Annotated in this window: 13 protein-coding genes and 4 pseudogenes; 3 read left to right on the forward strand and 14 right to left on the reverse strand. The window is 59.7% G+C overall.

Translation table 11 applies throughout. From position 1 onward, the window contains the following. Positions 1-29: 29 nt before the first annotated feature. The 4 genes from NKH83_RS29920 to NKH83_RS29935 form a co-directional block, all read right to left on the reverse strand. The gene (locus NKH83_RS29920; protein WP_352808617.1) at positions 30-839 is read right to left on the reverse strand and encodes an ABC transporter permease; all 810 of its coding nucleotides are present in this window, start codon (positions 837-839) and stop codon (positions 30-32) included. A gap of 78 nt (positions 840-917) precedes the next feature. Next, on the reverse strand, positions 918-1,937 hold the full coding sequence (locus tag NKH83_RS29925) for an ABC transporter substrate-binding protein (protein ID WP_352808618.1): 1,020 nt from the start codon (positions 1,935-1,937) through the stop codon (positions 918-920). A 35-nt stretch (positions 1,938-1,972) separates the two neighbouring features. Continuing rightward, positions 1,973-2,779 carry an ABC transporter permease gene (locus NKH83_RS29930; RefSeq protein WP_352808620.1) on the reverse strand — a complete coding sequence of 269 codons (807 nt, stop codon included), beginning with the start codon at positions 2,777-2,779 and terminating at the stop codon, positions 1,973-1,975. Between the two features lie 529 nt (positions 2,780-3,308). Continuing rightward, positions 3,309-3,944 (reverse strand): NAD-dependent epimerase/dehydratase family protein, encoded by a 636-nt coding sequence (locus tag NKH83_RS29935; protein ID WP_352808622.1) that lies wholly within the window; start codon positions 3,942-3,944, stop codon positions 3,309-3,311. Between the two features lie 317 nt (positions 3,945-4,261). On the opposite strand from NKH83_RS29935, the gene NKH83_RS29940 reads away from it, so the two are divergent. Beyond that, positions 4,262-4,405 carry a hypothetical protein gene (locus NKH83_RS29940; RefSeq protein ID WP_352808624.1) on the forward strand — a complete coding sequence of 48 codons (144 nt, stop codon included), beginning with the start codon at positions 4,262-4,264 and terminating at the stop codon, positions 4,403-4,405. 59 nt (positions 4,406-4,464) lie between these two features. Here the strand turns inward: NKH83_RS29940 and NKH83_RS29945 are convergent, their stop codons facing one another. Together NKH83_RS29945 and NKH83_RS29950 are read right to left on the reverse strand one after the other, a co-directional pair. Continuing rightward, positions 4,465-4,608 (reverse strand): hypothetical protein, encoded by a 144-nt coding sequence (locus tag NKH83_RS29945; protein ID WP_352808627.1) that lies wholly within the window; start codon positions 4,606-4,608, stop codon positions 4,465-4,467. A gap of 4 nt (positions 4,609-4,612) precedes the next feature. Then, positions 4,613-5,377 (reverse strand): aminotransferase class III-fold pyridoxal phosphate-dependent enzyme, encoded by a 765-nt coding sequence (locus tag NKH83_RS29950; RefSeq protein ID WP_352808629.1) that lies wholly within the window; start codon positions 5,375-5,377, stop codon positions 4,613-4,615. 55 nt (positions 5,378-5,432) lie between these two features. Here NKH83_RS29950 and NKH83_RS29955 point away from each other — a divergent pair. Continuing rightward, a pseudogene (locus NKH83_RS29955) lies at positions 5,433-6,447 on the forward strand (IS3 family transposase); the annotation flags it as partial. A 23-nt stretch (positions 6,448-6,470) separates the two neighbouring features. Here NKH83_RS29955 and NKH83_RS29960 read toward each other — a convergent pair. The 8 genes and pseudogenes from NKH83_RS29960 to NKH83_RS30000 form a co-directional block, all read right to left on the reverse strand. Further along, positions 6,471-8,543 carry a recombinase family protein gene (locus NKH83_RS29960; RefSeq protein WP_352808631.1) on the reverse strand — a complete coding sequence of 691 codons (2,073 nt, stop codon included), beginning with the start codon at positions 8,541-8,543 and terminating at the stop codon, positions 6,471-6,473. Continuing rightward, positions 8,533-8,730 carry a hypothetical protein gene (locus tag NKH83_RS29965; protein ID WP_023672821.1) on the reverse strand — a complete coding sequence of 66 codons (198 nt, stop codon included), beginning with the start codon at positions 8,728-8,730 and terminating at the stop codon, positions 8,533-8,535. The genes NKH83_RS29960 and NKH83_RS29965 overlap by 11 nt, the downstream gene beginning before the upstream one ends. 643 nt (positions 8,731-9,373) lie before the next feature. Continuing rightward, positions 9,374-10,990 (reverse strand): phytoene desaturase family protein, encoded by a 1,617-nt coding sequence (locus tag NKH83_RS29975; protein ID WP_352808634.1) that lies wholly within the window; start codon positions 10,988-10,990, stop codon positions 9,374-9,376. Positions 10,991-11,196: 206 nt separating this feature from the next. Next, a pseudogene (locus NKH83_RS29980) lies at positions 11,197-11,496 on the reverse strand (ATP-binding protein); the annotation flags it as partial. Between the two features lie 15 nt (positions 11,497-11,511). Next, a complete protein-coding gene (istA, locus tag NKH83_RS29985) occupies positions 11,512-13,053 on the reverse strand; it encodes an IS21 family transposase (protein ID WP_352808636.1) in 1,542 nt (513 codons plus the stop codon). A gap of 282 nt (positions 13,054-13,335) precedes the next feature. Continuing rightward, positions 13,336-14,490: a serine hydrolase domain-containing protein gene (locus NKH83_RS29990; protein WP_352808638.1), complete on the reverse strand. Its 1,155-nt coding sequence runs from the start codon at positions 14,488-14,490 to the stop codon at positions 13,336-13,338. A 278-nt stretch (positions 14,491-14,768) separates the two neighbouring features. Continuing rightward, complete coding sequence (locus tag NKH83_RS29995; RefSeq protein ID WP_352808641.1) at positions 14,769-16,022, reverse strand: ABC transporter substrate-binding protein; 1,254 nt, start codon at positions 16,020-16,022, stop codon at positions 14,769-14,771. Positions 16,023-16,585: 563 nt separating this feature from the next. Continuing rightward, positions 16,586-17,645 (reverse strand): annotated as a pseudogene (locus NKH83_RS30000) (IS110 family RNA-guided transposase). A gap of 196 nt (positions 17,646-17,841) precedes the next feature. On the opposite strand from NKH83_RS30000, the pseudogene NKH83_RS30005 reads away from it, so the two are divergent. After that, positions 17,842-18,893: pseudogene (locus NKH83_RS30005) on the forward strand (IS110 family RNA-guided transposase). Positions 18,894-19,847 lie beyond the last annotated feature (954 nt).

Raw genomic sequence — 19,847 nt, forward strand, 5'->3', positions numbered from 1 at the left:
TGTAGTTTCGATGATCTGATGTCCCCTTGTCATCGGTCGGGGCGGGCCCAGGGTGTGAAAACATGTTCGAGGAGTGCAATCGCATAGAAGAAAACCAGGCCCTGCAGTGTAACGGCTACAATCGCCGCGAACATCTGTTCTAGATCCATGAAATTAGACGCCTGGATAATCAGAAATCCCAATCCGTTCGTTGAACCGATAAACTCAGCCAGCAACTCTCCGCCGACAGCGAATACGCTTGCGATTTTCAAACCGGAAAATATGAACGGGAGCGCCGCGGGTATCTGCACGTACAGGAACGTTTGCCGTCCGGAAGCGCCCATTGAACGGGTAATGTGATAAAGTTGCGGATCGATGGAACGAAGGCCGGATATGGTGTCAACCAAAATCGGAAAGAAGGTCAGCAATGCGGTGAGAGCGAGCTTTGACCCAATGCCTATACCGAACCAGACGATAAGTAGCGGCGCAATGATGGTTTTCGGAATCATCTCGGAAAATGCGATGATGGGATAGAGTCCGCGTTCGATTGATGGGAATGACGCGATCACAATCGCCAAGGGGATCGCCACCGCCGTAGCAAGCAGGAAACCCTCCACGATCATCGAAGCGGTGAATAGGAAATGAGGCCATACTTGCGGCCAATCGAGAACGAGTCTGCGGAAGATCGCCGACGGCGAAGGTAGCAGGAACTCGGGAATAGAAAACAGGCGACCTGCGTATTCCCACATGGCCAGGAAAACCACGATTGTGGCGAGTGGCAAGAACCAAGCCAACACTAGTTCAAGCAACGCCCACATCCGTATTGCGGCAGGTGTAGATGGAAGCTCGGTCGTCTTCATTCGCTTCTTCACCATTGAATCTCTCGGAGGAGCGCCCGGGTAAGATGCGGGCGCTCCCGTACTATGCGACAGTCCGCATCAGGGACAGGCGGGCCGGTTTTCCGGCAGGTAATCGCGGGTGTAGTGGTCAGTAATTGGCTTAATTGTGGGAAGCCCGAGATAGGTGGTCAGCAGCTCATAGGTGGTGTTCCAATTGGTATCTGGAACATCCCCGAGAGTAGAAGCTCCCTCTACGCACAGGGCCGGGATAATCAGGTTCTGTGCGGTCCAGATGCTTGCATCCCGGCTGTTCGCCTTCGGGTACATTTCCAACAGAGCGTCTGCCGCCGCGGCGGGGTCCTTGCGCGCTGCATCCCAGCCCTTTAGCGACGCCTCTATGAAGCGCTTGTAGAGATCAGGATTGGCAGCCAGCTTATCTTCCCGGGCGATCAGGCTAAGGCCGACTGTGGGGATACCATTCTCGCGGTACAGGATCGCCGTGGTCTCGATGCCCCGATGACGCAGTGGAGCGCTTATCGATCCTGGGTCGGACAAGACCACATCAACCTTTTTCTCGGTCAAAAGACCAAGGAACGCTGCGCCGTCGACACTGATGATCTCCATGTCAGATTGATTGAGACCGTTCGCTTTGAGCAGAGGGTCAAGGAGGGCGGTCTGGGAACACCCGGCGCAGACCGCGACTTTTTTGCCCTTCAGATCCTTGATCGTTTCGATGCCGCTTTCTTTAAGAGAGATCGCAGCGGACGTGTTGCCTTCCAAGATCGCGGCGATGATCTTGAAGTTCGCTCCCTTTGAAGCCACGTTCATTGCGGCGGGGGCATCTGCGTACCCGACGTCAGTTTGACCGGTTGCCACGAGCTGCGAGGTGATGGATGAACCTCGCCCTTCTTCGAATTCAATGTCGATGCCGAGCTCCTCATAGAAGCCCAGCTTCTTCGCTAAGACAAAGCCGAGGTCGCCATCGTCAGCCGTCCAGTTGAAGGTGAACTTCATTTTATCGGCTGCGAGTGACAGCGAGCTGCTCATTCCTACCGCAAGCGCTGCCAGAAAAATGCTTCTTCCCATTGTTTTCATGAGTGTTCTTCCTTCAGTGTTCATGTCCATTCCCCTTTCGCTTCTTTTAGAGTGCTCGACTAATGTTTCTCGGCATGCCTGAGCCAAGGCATGCAAGATTTCTCCGCCGCCTGAACGACATAGGTGAGCAATATTCCGAGCAGCGCGGCGCAGAAGAGAAGCGCGAAAATAAGTGCCACGTCACCGACCCTCATCGCGCGCAGCACCAGGTAACCAATACCGCTGTTGGAGCCGATATATTCGGCAATGATGACTGACGTGACCGATAGAACGATGCTGACCTTAAATCCGGAAAAGATATGGGGCAGCGCTGCCGGCAGGCGGATCAGGTATAGCGTTTGCCACCAATTCGCGCCCATCGAGCGGGAAATATAAAAGATATCCCGGTCAACCGACTTAAAACCGGCGATGCTGTCGACCATGATCGGGAAGAAGACAAACATGACCGTGAGGATGATGGCCGATGTATGCCCGAAGCCGAACCAGATGATGAGAAGGGGCAGCAGCGCGATCTTCGGCGCGATTTGAAACAGCAAAATTAGCGGATACAAACTGCGCTCGAGGAGCGGGCTGATTGCCACAAAAAATGCAAGCGGAATGGCCAGGAGTGCGCCGACAAAAAATCCAACGGCGATGAGCGTCAGGCTTTCAAGTGCGCTTGGCCAGATGAACTCGAACTCCAGGAAAATCCGGGTGAAGATCTTCGTGGGGGCTGGCAGGATATAGTCGGACGCACCCAGCAGGGTGATGGCGATTTCCCATACCGCGAGCACAGCAACAAACCAGATGAGCGGAGTGGCCCATTCCCCCACGCGTGCCATGCGCACATGCGAGCCGGTCTTCTGAGAAGCGATGCCATGCGCCATCTTCAGTCCTTCAAGTGCCTAGCGAGGTTGATCCGGCAGCAGGTCCGTCTTGTCCAGCACCCCCGCACTCCTTCTCTTTATGGAACGCCGTTCCAACTGTAACTGCCTTTATTTCGATGTCAACGGTTGAATCGCTATGGCGTAATCAATGCGCACGGTCTCCTCAACGGTTCAGTGCTTAAGGAGGCCGATCGCCGCGGCATGCATCCTCGGCTGCCAGCCGAGATCCTAGTCTAGGAATCGGTCACGCAGGGATGACGCGTCGGGTTACTGACCTGCGTCGCTTGAGGTGTTTATACCTGTGCGTGCCTCGATCGCCCAAGGGTTGACAGCGCGCCACTCCGCCAGCTTTCGCAGCCCCTCCCTCAGCGGGATTCGCGATTTAAATCCGATTTCTGCGCTCGCCCTAACCGTGTCGCCAAAATCGGCGCCTTGCACCCGGTCAGGTCGCAAATCATCTCAGCGATTTCGCGCAACGTGGTTTTCACGCCGGTTCCGATATTATAGGCGCGATCAACCGTGCCGGCCCTTAGCGCGCACACATTTGCCCGGGCGACGTCTTCAGCGATGATGAGGTCGTAGCCTCGCTTCCATCTCCTGCTATGACCGGTGACTCTCCGCGTTCCGCAGCGTCTAACATCCGCATGATCACAGACATGTAGACGCCCGAATAGCCTTGTCGAGGGCCATAAACATTCATGTACCGCATAGCGACGTACGGAAGCCCATACTCGTGATGATAGGCATGCAAAAGCACCTCGGACGCGATCTTCGTCGCCCCGTATAGATTCTGATTGTTAGACGGGTGCGCTTCAGTCATCGGCTCCTCGGCAGCATCCCCGTAAACGGACGTAGAGGATGCGTAGACAAGGCGCTCAACGCCCTGGTCTACACAGGCCTGCATCACGTTCAAGGTCCCTCTGACGTTGACCTCGAAGCCAGCTATCGGGTCGGCTCGGCAACGCAGGAGCAATAGCGTTGCAAGATGAATGACGCCGTGGGCGCCGGATAGCGTTCGATTGAGTTGATCGAGGTCCCGAACGTCAGCATTCACGATTTGCACGCGCTTGTCCTTCCGTGCCTCCGTAAGGAAATGCATCTTTCCGTGGCTGAAGTCGTCGTAAACGATGATTTCCGAAACCTGCTCGCAGACAAGCTGGTCCACCGTATGAGATCCGATGAGGCCCGCGCCTCCGATCACCACAACGCGTTTTCCTGTAAGCTCCATACCGACGTCGCAATCTAACGTTGCTGTGCGGCGGCGTATTGGTGTTGCGCCATCTCGGCCAGTATGGCGTCCGCAGCTTCTGCCGCGTCCTCTATGTCGGACGAGGTGTGTGCAGTGCTCAGAAAGAACGAGGCCCGACTGGTGATACGACGCCGGCGTCGAGCATCCTTGCAACAAACTCATCGCCGGCACCACGGTCGACGAGCCGCAGGTCCTGGAAGCTTTGAATGCGGCGGTGCAAAGAAAAGGCCGAAATGCGCTCCGTACCCCTGGACCTGACCGGCAATTCCGTGCCGCTTGAAAGACTCCTCCAGAAGTTCGATGAGTTGGACGCCCATCGCATCCAGGGCCTTCAGGGCCTGTCCGCCGCGGTTACAAGTCTGCTCCAGCGTCGCTAGACTAACACTTAGACCGGTGACGTTGCCACTGTAGGTGCCTCCGTGCATCACACCTCGGGTCAGCATTCCATCACGTCCGCTCGGCCCGCAACGCAACCCATTGGAACATCGGCTGCCAATGCTTTTCCGAAAATGGCCAGGTCCGGAATAACCCCGAATTTCTCCTGGGCACCACCCGGTGCCAAGCGGAACCCCGTGATCACCTCGTCAAAAATCAGTAGGGTGCCACATGCGGTGCAAAGCTCGCGAACCCTTCTCGAGATATCGGGGCCTTCGGGTGATGACGCCGCTATTGCACATCACGGGCTCCATGATCACGCCCGCGACGGTTTGGCCTTGCCAATTCAGGCACGGCTCGATCGCGTCCAGGTCGTTCCAGGGCAAGACAATCACATCGTCATAGCTTGAGGGGGTCATCCCCAATGACTCCGGCTGCGTCTGCACGGTAGTTCGACCGTCGGCCTGAACGAAGGGTGGCTTGATACTAACGGCCAGACCGTCACCCCAGCCGTGATAATGCCCTTCAAACTTTATGATCTTCGGGGGTCCCGTGAACGCCCGGGCAAGTCTCACCGCCAGCAGGTCGGCCTCAGTCCCGGTGTTGGTGAACCGCACGAGTTCAGCGCACGGAACAAAATCGACTACCTTCGCCGCTAACTGGGCCTCGAGAGGGTCTGTCCACCGAATACCTGTCCGATCGCGAGCGAGTCGATCATTGCGGCTTCGATAGCTTTCGGCCGGTGGCCGAGGACCATCGGCCCCATAGCCCATGACGAAGTCGATGTAGCGATTGCCGTTGGCGTCGATCAGCTCGCTTCCCTGCGCGCGAGCAACAAACAGGGGGGCCGCTTCCCAACAAGCCTCGCGTTGCTGCTCACACCAGCAGCCAGATACTGGCGGGCCCGGAAAGCAGTCGTTCCGATTCGCTGTACTTTTCGGATGTTGTTTCAAGGTTCGTACCTGACCTGCCACTGAGAATTTCCTCCATCTGAGATTAGAGTCCGGGCCTTGATTGAAGGACGGACTGATGAAGAGAAAGCGGTTTACGGAAGAGCAGATCATCGCGGTTCTGCGCGAGCATGAGGCGGGTGCGAAGGCGGGCGATCTTGCCCGCAAGCACGGGGTCTCGGAGGCGACGCTGTATAACTGGAAGGCCAAGTATGGCGGATGGACGTCTCTGACGCCAAGCGGCTGAAGGCTCTGGAAGACGAGAACGCCAAGCTGAAGAAGCTGCTCGCCGACCAGATGCTCGAAGCCTCGGCATTGCGCGAGCTTCTGTCAAAAAAATGGTAGGGCCCGCCGCCAAGCGCGAAGCCGTCGCGCATCTGCAGGCCGTCATGGACCTATCGGAGCGTCGGGCCTGTTCCTTTGTCGACGCCGATCGCAAGATGATCCGCTACCAGTCTCGCCGACCGCCAGAGACGGAGCTGCGTGGTCGGCTGCGTGACCTCGCGAACGAGCGCCGACGCTTCGGCTACCGGCGGCTGTTCATCCTGCTCAGGCGCGAGGGCGAGGCATCTGGGGTCAACCGTATCTACCGTCTCTATCGCGAGGAAGGTCTGACAGTGCGCAAGCGCCGGGCAAGACGGCGAGCAGTCGGCACGCGGGCGCCGATCCTGGTCGAGGCAAAGCCGAATGCGCGCTGGTCGCTGGATTTCGTCCATGACCAGTTCGCCTGTGGCCGGCGGTTCCGTGTGCTCAACATCGTCGACGACGTGACACGCGAATGTCTGGCCGCGATTCCGGACACCTCGATCTCCGGCCGTCGGGTTGCCCGTGAACTGACGGAACTGATCGCCCAGCGCGGCAAGCCAGGCATGATCGTCTCCGACCACGGCACGGAGTTCACGTCGAACGCCATCCTCGCATGGTCGAAGGATCACGGGATCGAATGGCACTACATCGCGCCGGGCAAGCCGATGCAGAACGGCTATGTCGAATCCTTCAACGGTCGCATGCGCGACGAGCTCTTGAACGAGAGCCTGTTCTTCGGCCTCGACCACGCCCGCAGCGCCATCGCCGAATGGCGGGAGGACTTCAATCCTGTTTCATAACACCCATCTGTCTATGTCGTTGAAGTGAATAGGTTTTGCTGATCTGGATGCGATCCCGTGGGGTATTTTGGGTTTTGCCGCGCGCGATGAACGATGCGCTGTGCCGCAGGTTCGCCAAGCGTTGATCGGCTGAAGACCCATGGACCATCCGGCAGAGGATGAACGCCTTCGATCTCGCCCGCCTCGGCGGCGAGCCTGAGGGTCTTCGGTGCAACGCCGAGAAGGCGCGCCGCCTTGTTCAGGTTAAGCCATGGCTCTTTGCCGTCCGCCGCTGGCCGGAAGACAGGGATCTTATGATGCGACCTGTGCGCGGTGACCCGTTCGCGTGTCCATCGATTGCCGTGGCCGGTCACCAGTCCATTGCGGTTGAGGATGCCAGCAATCAGATCATCATTGGCGATGAGCACCAGTTGGCGGACGGCCGCGATGATATCGCCGGACGTGCTGTTGCGCTGTCCACGGCGCCGCTTCGGCAGGCGCAGTTCAGTATGGACGCCGCCAACCCAATGGATCAGAAGAACGATGTCTGACGCTTCGTCATCGATATCGGCGACCACCTCCCGGATGACGGTGCGAACGATGCGCTTCTTGAGCCTTGCATCCGTCGTCGGCGCCGCCCATACAGCCTTGAGATCGGCGGCGAGCGCGGTGACGTGTATTGGCGACAGAAGTGATGGCTCCGATGTCGAGGCATCATGCGCGGCAATCCTGCTCTCGATCTCGCCGACACGCGTAAGCGCCCGGTTCCATCGCAACTCCAGTTCCGCCGCGACCAGCCGGTTCTGCGGATCGATGGCGTCGTATTGCCGGAACGCCCGATCGGCGTTGTAGCGTGCCGCCTCGCGATCGCGCATCAGAGCATCGCGGACCTGATCGCGGCGACTGGCCGCTTGCGCTTCGGCCTCGACGGCCGCGGCTATCGCTGCCGGCTCGACAACCCGCAGAAGAGCTTCCTCGATGGCGTCGTCGACGCGTAGTCCACCGAAGGCGATGCAACGCGGCTCGCCATTGTCAAGCAGACCACGCCAGCAGGAATAGCGCGGAATGTTGTGCTTGGTTCCCGTGTAGCGGACCGTCAGCTTGCGGCCGCAGCGCCGGCAGCGGACAAGGCCGGCGAGCAGAGCGTCGCCATGCTTGGGCGCCCCGTGATGCCGGCTCGTGGGCACGTTGTCGCTCACCATCTTGCGGATCGCTTCCGCCCTTTCCCAGCTGACGTAGCCTTCGTGTGCACCCGGGATCAGCGCCAGCCATTCATCACGCGCCTTACGGCGGCTGCGCGAACGAATGGCTGTTGCATCATATCCCGACGCAGCACGAGTCTTACCATAGGCATAGGCGCCGCCGTAGATCGGGTTCTCGATCATTCGGTGGATGGTCGCATAGCTTGGCCTGCGCCAGACCACATCGCCATTGTTGCGCTTGGCAGGCAAATCCAGCCCATGTTCGAGGAACCAGAGCAGGGCCTGGCGGGCACTGCCGAGTTCCGCCACCTTGTCAAACACAAGGGTGATGGCCTCCTGCATGCGACGGTCGGGATCCTTCTCCAGCCGGTCGCCGACCTTCACGAAGCCGACCGGGGAAGCGACGACGAGTTCACCGCGCCGGGCCTTCTCATAGCGGGCCGACAAGGAGCGCTGACGCAGAAGATCGAGCTCATACTCGTTGAGACTGCCCTTCAATCCCAGCAGCAGCCGGTCATTGCTCTGGCGCGGTGCGTAGACCGTCTCCTGGTCGATCAGCACGGTATCGACGACGCGGCACATCTCGATGAGCTGCTGCCAGTCGCGGCTGTTGCGGGCGAAGCGCGATACCTCCCGCGCCGCAACCGCCCCAACCTTGCCGAGACAGACTGCTGCGACCATCCGATCGAAGCCCGCTCGCGCGACACCGCCAGCAGCAGAGCGGCCGAGATCGTCATCGACCGTCTCGATGCAAGACCAGCCGAGCGCGACCAGGCGATCGCGCATCGCATACTGCAGGGCGCTGCTCTCACGATTGTGCAGAACCTGATGGGCCGAGGACTGCCGCACATAAAGGATCGCCTTTCGCTCCAGATGGTGGGGCCGGATCTTCTCATGCATCATGGCGTGCCTCCTCCCGTGGAACGGCGCGCTCGCCGTCGACGTGGTTGAGGATCAGGCGCACCATCAGCTTTGTCAGCGTCAGGCGCGTCTCTTCCGGCAGCGCCTGCCATGGTGGCATCTGCGCGGTCTCCGCATCGTGCGGGTTGGAGAACAGATCGAACTGATATGTCGTGGGCTGGCGCGGCATGGACCTCTCCCCGATTCGCGTCGTGAGGATCCGATGCTGCGCCCGAAACCTCCAATTGCGATGGGGTGTGGGAATTGGCCGTCGCGTCCTGCAGCAGTGTCACCAAGACGCCAAGCGTTCTGGGATCGACATGTGGGGCAGCGGCAATGCGCCACGCGGTGCAGACCGCGCGATCAAACATCCAGGCCGGAACCTCCAGCCACCGATCGGAGGCGTGGCCAGAGAGACTGCAGCGGAAAACCTCCCGGTCAGCCTTCTCGATCACCTCATGAACGTGAACACAACGCCCGGCCCAGGGATGCCATGGATAAAGAAACTTGCGTTCCTCGGTCCCGTGGGCGTTCTCTCGTCGTGTTGTTCAACACCGCCAGGCCTCATTCCTCGCTCGGCTACCAGACCCCGGCGGCATACGCCGAGGACATCACCGCAACCGGCTCCGACGCTGTGCTGATCGAAGGCTCCGCGCCTCCGCCGGTTGCTCAACCCGCGCCAAGAGGCGTAACAGAAACGGCCAAGGCTCTAATCGCCGCTGGATGAATGTTCAGTGGCAGGTCAGACGTGGCCGATTACAGTCGCAATCCGCGCGCAAACCGCCGGAGGCGATCGGCACGGTTAACCGATAAGGCGCTCTGGTAATCCCAATCTAAGCCGCCAGGCGGCGTTTTCTGAAATCTTTGATGATTTCCCTTGCCGCATTATGTCCCGGCACTCCGGTCACGCCGCCGCCCGGATGTGTACCGGAACCACACATGTAGAGGTTGCGAAGCGGACCGCGATATTGGGCATATCCGGCAGCCGGGCGCAACGCCCAGAGTTGGTCGAGATGAAGTGCTCCATGAAAGATGTCGCCTCCAACTAATCCAAATTCCCGCTCAAGGTCGAGCGGGCTCAAAACTTGGCGGCCGAGAATGCTGGATTTAAAATTTGGAGCGTAGCGGTTGACCGTGGCAATGACGTGGTCAGCAACTCCCTCCTTCACCTCATCCCAAGTCCTGCCGCCCGCGAGTTGGGGATTGAAATGCTGACAGAATAAACTCGCCACATGCTGACCTGCCGGAGCGAGGCTGTCATCGCAAAGGCTTGGGATAATCATCGATACAAGAGGTTCTTCGGACCATCCACCCCGCTTTGCATCATCGTAAGCTCGCTCCAAGTAGTCGAGTGACGAGCAGATGTGGATCCCGCCGTTGAGCGGCTCAACAGAATTGTCGATGTTGTCGAGCCCGTCGAAGCTTGGCAGTTCCGACAACGCCACGTTCATTCTGAATGTGCCCGAGCGACACCGCCAGCTCTCGATCTGGCGGATAAACTCAGAGTCAAGTGACGATGGATCCATCATTTTGAGATAGAGCAATTTGGGACCTACGTTGGCGGCTACCGCTCTCGCACGGATCACGGTACCGTCCTCCAGCACAACACCGCGCGCAACGCCTTTCTCCACGATCACCTCTCGAACTGGCGAGTTGACTCGGATTTCTGCACCCTTGGCTTCAGCGGAGCGCGCCATCGCCTGCGTGATGGCACCCATGCCGCCGCGGGCGTGCCCCCAAACGCCCTTTTTGCCGTTCGTTTCGCCGAACACGTGATGAATCAGAACATATGCTGACCCTGGATGGTAAGGACTGACCATGTTGCCCACAATACTGTCCCAAGCCAAGTGACCCTTGAGAGGATCGCATTCGAACCACTCGTTTAGATAGTCACCGATACTCATCGTCATCAGTTTCACGAAGCTTTCCTGCCTGGAGGTTGAAAGCTTGCGGAATCGATTGCCCATCTTGAGCAGCGACAGCAGATCGCCGAATCCGCCGCCAAGATTGGGTGGAGTTTCCAGTAGAGTATCGCGGATAATATCGGCAGCAGACCTAATTTCATCCTGAAAGGCGCGATAGCGCTCAGCATCGCGTGGGGAGAAACGTTGGACCTCTCGTTCTGTCCCCTCGATGCTGGGCGGAATGAACATCGCACCGCCCTCAGGCAGGGGCAGAAGCGTCGTGCCGGTTCGCTCTATGATATCCAAACCATGGGCCGCAAGCTCCAGGTCACGGACAACATTCGGGTGGAGTAACCCGACCACGTAGGAGCAGACAGAATTACGGAAGCCCGGATAAAACTCCTCAGTAACAGCAGCACCGCCTACAATACCTCGCCTTTCAAGCACGAGCGTCTTCAGGCCGGCACGAGATAGGTAACCCGCCGTCGTGAGGCCGTTGTGCCCGCCCCCGATTATCACAACGTCGTGTTCAGACCTGCTCGTCATCAACTACCTCGTACGGCTGCCGTTCGCCCCATAAACATGACTCGAACATCGTTCCAATTAGAACGTAATTGCCAGAAAGTCAATGGATCGGGCAAGCGAAGACTGTCAAACGGAACGGGTACCGGCTCCAGCCGTGAAGCAGTGACATCAGCCTATGGGCGCGGCAGCCTGACCGCCCTTGGAGAGTTGCCGTGTTGCTGTCAACCCTTGTGGCGGTCGATCCAGTCGACGGCGACGAGCCTGGCGAAGACGGCGCGGTCGATGCCGCGCGGGGTGCGCAGATCGACATCTTCCACGCAGGCGCTCTGGCGCAGCGCGGCGAATTTGAGCCGCGTCGTGAGCCGTTTGGTGTCGCGCTCGGCGGCCTCGCGATCGACAAGAAGCCCGATGCGCTCCTCGAACGACAGGGCATCGAGATCCGGCGATCGTCGCTGCTCCTCGAAGGCCTTGGCCATTCCGGTCAGGCCCAGAGCGATCAGCTGGTCATGGGTAGGATGGGTGAGCATTGAAATCTCCATAGTTCAGTGGAAATAGCCCTGACCGCGGATGTTGCCGTGGCGCAGGGGTTGGTGATCGGGCGCCTCGTCGAGGAAAGCGCGATCAAGGCCGTTCTTGAGAATCGAACGGATCGAGGCGACGGAGCGCGCCTTGATGAGGATGCCGCGTTGGCAGGCCGCATCGACACGTGCGTTGCCGTAGCTCTTGGTCAGCGACAGAATGCCGAGACAGGTGCGAAAGCCTTGTTCGGGACGCGGCCGGTCCGCGATGACAGCCTGGAAGAAGGCGGCGGTGGAAGGACCAATCTTCTCGCCGGCGGCGATCAATCCTCCCGGCCTCCACTTGCCGTAGCGGCGATGCGCGCTCGGCATGTGATCAGCGACTGTCGTATGGCCGCGCCAGTTGGGTGCACGGGCGTGGCTGGCGATCCGCTGGCCCTTGTGGAAGATCTCGACCGTCTTGTCGGCGATCCGCACATCGACGAGCTCGCGAATGAGGCGGTAGGGCGTGGAATACCAATGCCCGTCGATCTCGACGCGATAGTCGGGTGCCACGCGGCAGCGCTTCCAGCGCGCAAAGACGTATGGCTGGTCCGGCAGTTCTCCCAGCTTCGGCCTGTCGATCTCGGCGAACAGCTCGGCTCGGCTGGAGCCGAAACCGCGCATCTGGCGGGCGTTGAGTTCGGCGACGAGCACGCGGATGGCAGCGTTCAGCTCCGCCAGGGAAAAGAAGCGCTGATTGCGCAGCCGCGCCAGGACCCAGCGCTGGGCAATTTGCACCGCAACTTCAACTTTTGCCTTATCCTTCGGGCGTCCCGGCCTCGCCGCGAGTATCGCGGTGCCGTAGTGGCTCGCCATCTCGGCATAGGTCCGGTTGAGAGCGGGGTCGTAGTGATCGGGGTTGGTGACGGCGGCCTTGAGATTGTCGCAGACCACGAACTTCGGGACGCCGCCCAGAAAGGTGAAAAGGTTGGTGTGAACGCCGATCCAATCGGGCAGGCTCTCGCTCGGGCACGCCTCGGCGTAGGTATAGTTCGAGGCGCCCATCGCTGCGACGAACAGCTTCATGGCGTGCGCTTCGCCGGTGATGGGGTCGAAGATGTCAATGGTGTCGCCGGCGAAATCGACAAACACCTTCTCGCCGCCCAGGTGCGTCTGGCGCATCGTCGGGCGCGTCCGCCCTTTCCAGGCCTCGAAGGTCGTGCAAAACCAGGTATAGCCAAAGCCATCGGGATTGGCGGCGCGATACTCTTCCCACAGCAGCACCCGCGTCACGCCGCGGCGGCGCAATTCCTTCTCCACATAGCTCCAGTCGGGCACCGGCAGCCGGGGGCTTTGCGATGCCGCCTTCGGCGCCGGGAAGAGGAGCAGCTCAAGGCCTTCGTCATCCATCCCTTCGGGCAGCGGCCAGCTCAGCCCGGCAAGACGGGCGCGCCGTAGATAACCATGCACGACACCATTGCTCACCCCGAGCGTGCCCGCGAAGACGCGCTCGGTGAGGCCTTGGACATGTCTTAGACGTAAAACTTCTCTGATCCGGCGCATCGACAATCTCTGGGTTGGCATCAGCCTTCCTCGTTGCATTGACGAGGCATCCTGTAGCCGGGTTGAGATGTCGGCCGAAGCGTCCACAACCTTCGAGAAGGTTGCTCACGATCGTCTGAAATCGTTGCTCACGATCCCGCGAAATCCGTGCTCACGATGCGGTGAAATCCGTGCTCACGATCGCCAATACGCACAATTTCGTCTCATTGGAATTCTTATGTTCATTTGCAAGCGGCGTGGCCACGACTGTTCATCCCGCCAATAATGGCTGGTCCTGCATGGTGTAGCTAACCAAAGCGATCTTCAGCGGTGCGCCACGGCCGAAGCGTGTAGGGCCTCGACGAAGGCCTTCTGCATCTGCACGTACTCGGGGCGGTTGGGCTGGTTTTCGTTGAGCCAAGCGGAGTGGATGGCAATCACCACCTTGTCCTTCGGATAGACGAGGATCCACTGGCCAGCGAATCCACTGTGATCGTAGCCGTTCTTGGAGATGTACCAGAAATATCCATAGCCAATCCGATCATACCGATCAGATCCGGAGGGGAAGATCACTTGAGCACTGGTCGCCTCCGCCAACCAGTCTGGCGGCAGCACCTGGACGCCGCCGGCCTTGCCGCCTTCCAGCATGAACTGTCCGAAGCGGGCTAAGTCGCGAAGGCTCATGGCGAGGCCGCCGCCGGCGTGCTCGTAGCCGGCCGCATCCACCGTCCAGACCGCGTCCTCCTCCATCCCGTAGGGCTGCCAGAGCTTCTCCGAGAGGTACTCTGACAACAACTTGCCGACCGCGTTTGAGACCAATATTCCGGCCAAGTGGGTGTCGGCAGTACTGTAATTGTACTTGGTGCCCGGCTGATCGGCTCTGGGCATGCGGCGCATGTAAGAGACGACTGGACTCACGCCAGACTCGATCACCGGGTACCACAAGGAGTAGACGTCCGAGCGAGGGTCCATGTCATCTTCCACGCTGTACTTCACGCCCGAGGTCATGGTCATAAGCTGGCGGATGGTCACGCCCTCGTAAGCGCTGCCTCTGAGCTCATGAATGTAGTCGGTGACTAGATCACCCATACTTTTGATGTCGCCATCCTGGATCGCAGCGCCGACCAGAATCGAAGTCACCGACTTGGAGACGGAATTGCATAGCCAGATGTCCTTTTCCGTACGCCCGAGGTTATAACGCTCTAGGATCACCTGGCCGTCCTTGAGCACGATGACGCCCGAGGTGCGCGCCGCCTCCATGTAGCGATCGACGTCCATGGCCTGGCCGTTCCAGGTCCACTGGGGCGAGATCTGCTGGACAGCCACGGGCAGCGCGTGAACGTGGTCCCCGCGTTGCACCACATGGTGCCGAACGATCTTCTTGATCTCGCGGTAGCCGAAGACTTGCTCGTCCGGATTCCAGAACGCTCCGCCGCTAACCGGAGGCAGGGACGCGGCGTCCTTGTTACGTCCTATCATAGAAAATTTCCTCCTTATTTTTCATAGCCTCACGGCATTCTTAGAGGCGCATGGGGCAAGAAAATTCCTATACCTCCATCTGCATACTTAGTAGGGGTTTCATGTGCCCCGAGGATGAGAAGGGCCACAAATGGTGTGCTCTTCCAGACCTGAACGACTAGCGTCGCAGGGATCATCGTGTCGGGATTTGCGATCCAAGGAGGCGGCCATGATAGCCGCCATCGTAGGCGACGATTGGAGATATTCGTTAGCTCATCTTCAGCCGCTCTCGCCCGGGTTTACCAACCGCTTCCCTTTAAGTCGGTCAACTTTGCCTCAAGTTCTTCTAAGTTTTCGGCAGCTGTCCCTTTCCCCGAGAGCGTGTCGTTGACGGCGGTATAGAAGTAGGTGTTAGCCTCGTTCCATTTAGTCTTAAGAACCGCCGAAGGGAGTTTAGCCCCGCCGTCAATCACCCCTTTCATCATAGGCATAAAAGGCTGGGCAGCAACTACGTCCGGATCGTCAAAGAGCGATGGGATCGCAGGCATGTCTCCAAGCTGAAGCGCGGCATCCTTCTGCACTTCCTTCGACGCCAAGAACGTCACCAGCTCGATAGCCTCTTTTTGGTGTTCGGAATACTTCGATACTACATACCCCGCTATGCCAAGCGTTGGCGCTGACAATTCGCCCGTGTCCGCGGGTAGCGGCGCGACATCGAACTTGCCCTCGACAGCGCTATCGTCGGCGTTACTGAGCGGATAGGCATAAGTCCATTGGCGCATGAACACAGCATTGCCCGACTGCCACACCCCGCGCGACTCTTCCTCTCCATAAGAGACGACACCTGGAGGGGAGATCGTGCCGACCCAACCCTTGGCCCGCTCAAGGGCGGCAACTGCTTTTTCATTATTGATGGAAATCGTCCCATCCTGCTCGACAATGTTGCCGCCTCGTGAGGACCTGATCCATTCGAGCGCATTACAGGTCAGCGTGTCATTGCCCTTTCCCTGGAAGACGAAGCCCCACATATCAGGGTTACCAGCAGCCCGTTCCTTATCCTGAATTTCCTTGGCAGTTGCCGTGAGTTCGTCCCAGGTCTTCGGCGGCGCCTTCCCATACTTCTCCAACAGATCCTTGCGGTAAAAGAGCAGTGGCCCATCTGAATAACGCGGCAGCGCAAGTAGCCTGCCGTCAACCGTCAGTGACTGGATAATTGAAGGGAAGGTTTCGCCGATGACATCGCCGGCCACGCCTTTTAAGTCAACCAGGTGGTCCGCAAATGCGGACAGCCATATGTCCTTCATCGCGAGGACGTCGACACTCTTGTCGCCAGCCGCAAACCAGAGCCGATATTGGCTGAGCACTGCGGAGGGTGCCGCGGGCAAATGTATAAGCGTCACCTTATTGCCGGTTGCCTTCTCGAACTTGGCAATCTCTGCGGCAAAAAAGTCGAAGCCATAACCGGTTGCAAACGTCAATTCGGCGGCGCTGGCGACGTTGGCTACGAAGGCTATCGCGGCACTAAGACATAGGGTCCTCACGAAAGATTTCATTGTTAGCTCCTCCCAAGCTGCTCGGGTGCGCAGACACGCTCTGCATTGCGATCCGACTTCGAACGGAAACTTTCCGCCCCACCAACCCGACTTAATCGAAAATACTGGAACGAGTGCTCCAGTTAGAACAGCGTTCCACACTTGGCCATCATTGTCAATCCGGGAAATTCGACAGCTAACTCTTATGATCATGGTCAAGGGTGGTGCACGATGTTTTCCGCCCCATGTCTTTGCCACAGGTTTGTTGCCGTTAATGGGGAACAGCACGGGGACGGGATGGGCCTTGAGACGACGGTTGATCCAGCTCTTATCCGCGGGGTGGTTACCGCACTTCCATAATTCGTCCTGGGGGTTTCCCTGTCTAATGTCGGGCGTTAGGAGCGATGCTCCAGCCACATAGTTAGCACGGGAGTTTCCCCACCGTGGCCACATCCCGTCGCCGTGCGGTCCGGTGTTGCCGCCGGATTGAAACCGGTCAAATGAGCTTCAATCCGGCGGCGGCGCCCGTGCGAGCGGAACCCTTGCCACAAGCGCGATCTTCAAGGCGGAAGCGCACCGCATCTTCAGTGCACCGGTTCGACCTGGTGACCGATGGCCCACAGAGGCGGCCATCTCGCGCGCGATCGCCGCAATGACGATGGTTTTCTTCTTGCCGGCCGCCGTCATGCGGCGGTAGCGGGCGCAAAGCCGGGTCTGCGCCTTCCAGGCGATCTCACGCACCGCCCTCGGCAGGCCCTCGAGGCGGACGCTAATTAGCTACGTCACCCGGGCGGGATAGGGTAGCTCCAGGCGCCCTACACCAGCACGCGGCGCGCGCGGCGGTTGCCGGCCAGCGTCAGACTGCCCCGTTTTACCGTGTTGCCGGTCGAGCGCTCCGAGGGCACCAGGCCGAGAAAGGCCATCAACTGTCGGGGATTGTCGAAACGACGGACATCGCCGACTTCGCTCAAAAAGGTGACGGCGACGATGACGGAGGCCCCACGCAGCGCCTGATAAGCCGCCACCACCGGGCCATCGACCAGCTCGGCCAGTTGGGCGTCCAATCGCTCTAGCCGAGCCTCTGCGTCGGTGATCACGTCGACCTGGTCCTGGAACACGATCTGCTGGGCCGGAGGGTCGAACTTCTGTGCCGCCAGCCAGCGGGCATGGGCCCGGCTCCAGTTCTTGCGGCCGCTAAAGATACGGCCATGACGCAGCAGGAAGGAGACCAGCTGCTGACGTTTCTTGCGCAAGTCTTCGCCGGCCGCGGCACGGACCCGAACCAGATCACCGATGGCCTCATAGACGTCGTCGGGCACCCAGATGCCGGTCAGTTCGCCGGCGCGCAACAGCCGCGCCAGGCTGACCGCATCGCGCCGGTTGGTCTGACACGCTCGCCCGCACGCTTGGGGATCAGCGAGGGCGCTACGACATCGCAGCGATGGCCGAGCGCAACGATCTGGCGGTACAGCCCATAGCCGGTCGGGCCGGCTTCGTAGCAAAAATGCAGGCGCGGATACTTTTTCTCCAGCTTGCGCACGAAGCGCTCCACCGCCGCCGGCGTGGCCTCGATCTCGCCGAAATAGCGGACCTCACCTTCCGGCTCCCCTCGGCGATCGCAACCGCGTGCTTGGCCTTCGACACATCGACACCGACGAAAAACCCTTATCTTCCTTCATGGCCCGTCCTTCCTTTGCTTGGGGCTCGGCTCGGCACTATTCGGAGCCTCATCTTCGGGACAGGATGCATTGTGTAGGTGTTGAAGGTGCTGCGCTTCGAGCTGATGATTAACGTGGTCTGCGTGGAGGCAGCCACAAGCATCAGAAGGAGGAAGCGCAGCATGAAGCACTACGCCGCATGGTACGTGCGGTGAAGGAGACCGCAGTGTGCATGTCGACGAAACCGGCCGGATTTGCCGCGAGGTGAAGGTGGTGAGCCATCCGCAGGATCTGGCACCGGTGCTCAAGGACCCCGCTTGGCGGCTAGAGCGCGTTGGGCTTGAAGCCGGGCCGCTGTCGCAATGGCTGTTTAGCAGGCTGGCGGAAGCCGGATTGCCGGTGATCTGTATCGAGACCGGTCACACCAAGGCCTTCCTCAAGGCGCAGGTGAACAAGACCGGCCGCAATGATGCCCGCCGCATGGCGCAGATGATACGGGTCAACCTGTTTCGCCCGGTGCACGTGAAGACGCTGACGAGCCAGAAGCGCCGGGCGCTGCTGACCGCGCGCAAGCTCCTGCAGGAAAAGGCCATCGCGATTGAGAACGACATTCGCGGCTTGCTGCGCAACTTCGGCCTCAAGGTCGGCCCTGTTGGTGTGGTCAAGTTCGCGGCGTGCATCCGCGAACTCACCGAAGACATGTCCGATCTGGCCGAGATCGTTGATCCGCTGCTCGAGGCGCGCGGCAAGCTGCGGGAGAAGTTTGCCGCCCTCCACCGCAAGGTCCTCGCCCTTGCCAGCGACGACGAGGTCTGCGCTCTGCTGTGACCATCCCCCGTCGGCCCCGTGACCGCGCTGGCCTATACGGCGACGACATTCCGGAGCGCTTCAAGAACTCCAAGGCGGTCGGGCCGGCCCTCGGCCTGACGCCGGTGCTCGACCAGTCGGGCGAAAGCTGGCGCATCGGCCGGATATCCTGCTGCGGCGACGGCATGATGCGAACGCTGCTTTACGAGGCCGCGCAGACGCTGCTGACACGTGTGACGAAATGGTCGTGGCTGAGGGCGTGGGCGATGAATGTCGCCAAGTGGCGCGGCCGGCAAAAGGCCATTGTCGCATTGCCCGCCGGCTGGCGGTGATCATGTATCGCATGTGGCGCGACGGCACCCAATTCCGCTGGACTAGGCAGGAGCTGGTGCCGGTGCCGGCTGCCGGCAGCCGGCTGAACGGCTGACGGCTGACGGCTGACGGCTGACGGCCCGACCAGTGCAGCCTGCCGCCGTGCTCGTGGCCCGTCAAGGGCAGGTCGCTGCGCGCTGGCCTTCGGCCACCCTTGACGACCACTGCGCGCGCCGGCCGAGCCGAAACCGGACCGGGACGAGGAGATGGTCGCCCATCAGCCGAACAAGGAGATGAAAGATGATCGCAGAGCGAGCGTGACAAGGATCAACCCATAAGGTTCCACCTGCCGGTGGAAAAGGCGTCCTTCGCGGGACGATGAATGAGGTGAGTTCGCGAGGGTTGCAGTACCGGTCGCCATCGCAACGATCAGGACGCTTCCGAGATTGTTCCGCCTCATTCTTCTGATCCCCCATCAAGGCGACGGCCGAGCCGATCCCGTAGAGAAGCATGACCCCGCGAAAGACGTCACGCGCCGGCGAAGCGGAAAGCTCGAGAAGCGCTTGACTTCAACCTGTCGAGTAGAGAAGCAACCCCCGTTCGCTTTACAGCTGCAAAGACTAAGGGCGGGCCGCCCTCTCAGACCACGATCATAACGTCTAGGTGAGTTCAAGGAGAAGTGTTGGTGTCGTCTTCTCTATTGGCATGTTGAAGTCAAGTCTCCCTCGTCCAGCGGAATTCGGTTCCATCACACCAGATGCGATGCATGATCACCGCGGCGACCAGTCATCGCGCCGTCGCTTATCTCGATCGTGGTGAGGAACCGGCTCGCACCATACGCCTGTACCATGAAGCGTCTCCTTCTGATGGCAGATTTCAGAAACGTATCAAGGAGGGTCTTCGAGGTTGCAGTTGAGCGGACGCTTGACCGTTCGTTCGGTGGAGAGCAAGCTTCAGGTTCTAGCCGAAGTCACTTAGAAGCGCGACGTCGGGCCAATTCTTCCACTGGCCATTCGTCAACATGATGCTTGAGAGGAAACTCGACCCGGTCGCTCTCGATCATAGAAAG

This window comes from Mesorhizobium sp. M0909, from assembly GCF_040319515.1.
Lineage (GTDB): Bacteria > Pseudomonadota > Alphaproteobacteria > Rhizobiales > Rhizobiaceae > Mesorhizobium.

Coding starts and splice junctions, on each gene's coding strand:
- NKH83_RS29930 (WP_352808620.1), bottom strand. CDS start 2,779: ATGGCGCATGGCATCGCTTCTCAGAAGACCGGCTCGCATGTGCGCATG.
- NKH83_RS29925 (WP_352808618.1), bottom strand. CDS start 1,937: ATGAACACTGAAGGAAGAACACTCATGAAAACAATGGGAAGAAGCATT.
- NKH83_RS29975 (WP_352808634.1), bottom strand. CDS start 10,990: ATGACGAGCAGGTCTGAACACGACGTTGTGATAATCGGGGGCGGGCAC.
- NKH83_RS29920 (WP_352808617.1), bottom strand. CDS start 839: ATGAAGACGACCGAGCTTCCATCTACACCTGCCGCAATACGGATGTGG.
- istA (WP_352808636.1), bottom strand. CDS start 13,053: ATGCCAACCCAGAGATTGTCGATGCGCCGGATCAGAGAAGTTTTACGT.
- NKH83_RS29965 (WP_023672821.1), bottom strand. CDS start 8,730: ATGCCGCGCCAGCCCACGACATATCAGTTCGATCTGTTCTCCAACCCG.
- NKH83_RS29995 (WP_352808641.1), bottom strand. CDS start 16,022: ATGAAATCTTTCGTGAGGACCCTATGTCTTAGTGCCGCGATAGCCTTC.
- NKH83_RS29990 (WP_352808638.1), bottom strand. CDS start 14,490: ATGATAGGACGTAACAAGGACGCCGCGTCCCTGCCTCCGGTTAGCGGC.
- NKH83_RS29940 (WP_352808624.1), top strand. CDS start 4,262: ATGCGCTCCGTACCCCTGGACCTGACCGGCAATTCCGTGCCGCTTGAA.
- NKH83_RS29960 (WP_352808631.1), bottom strand. CDS start 8,543: ATGATGCATGAGAAGATCCGGCCCCACCATCTGGAGCGAAAGGCGATC.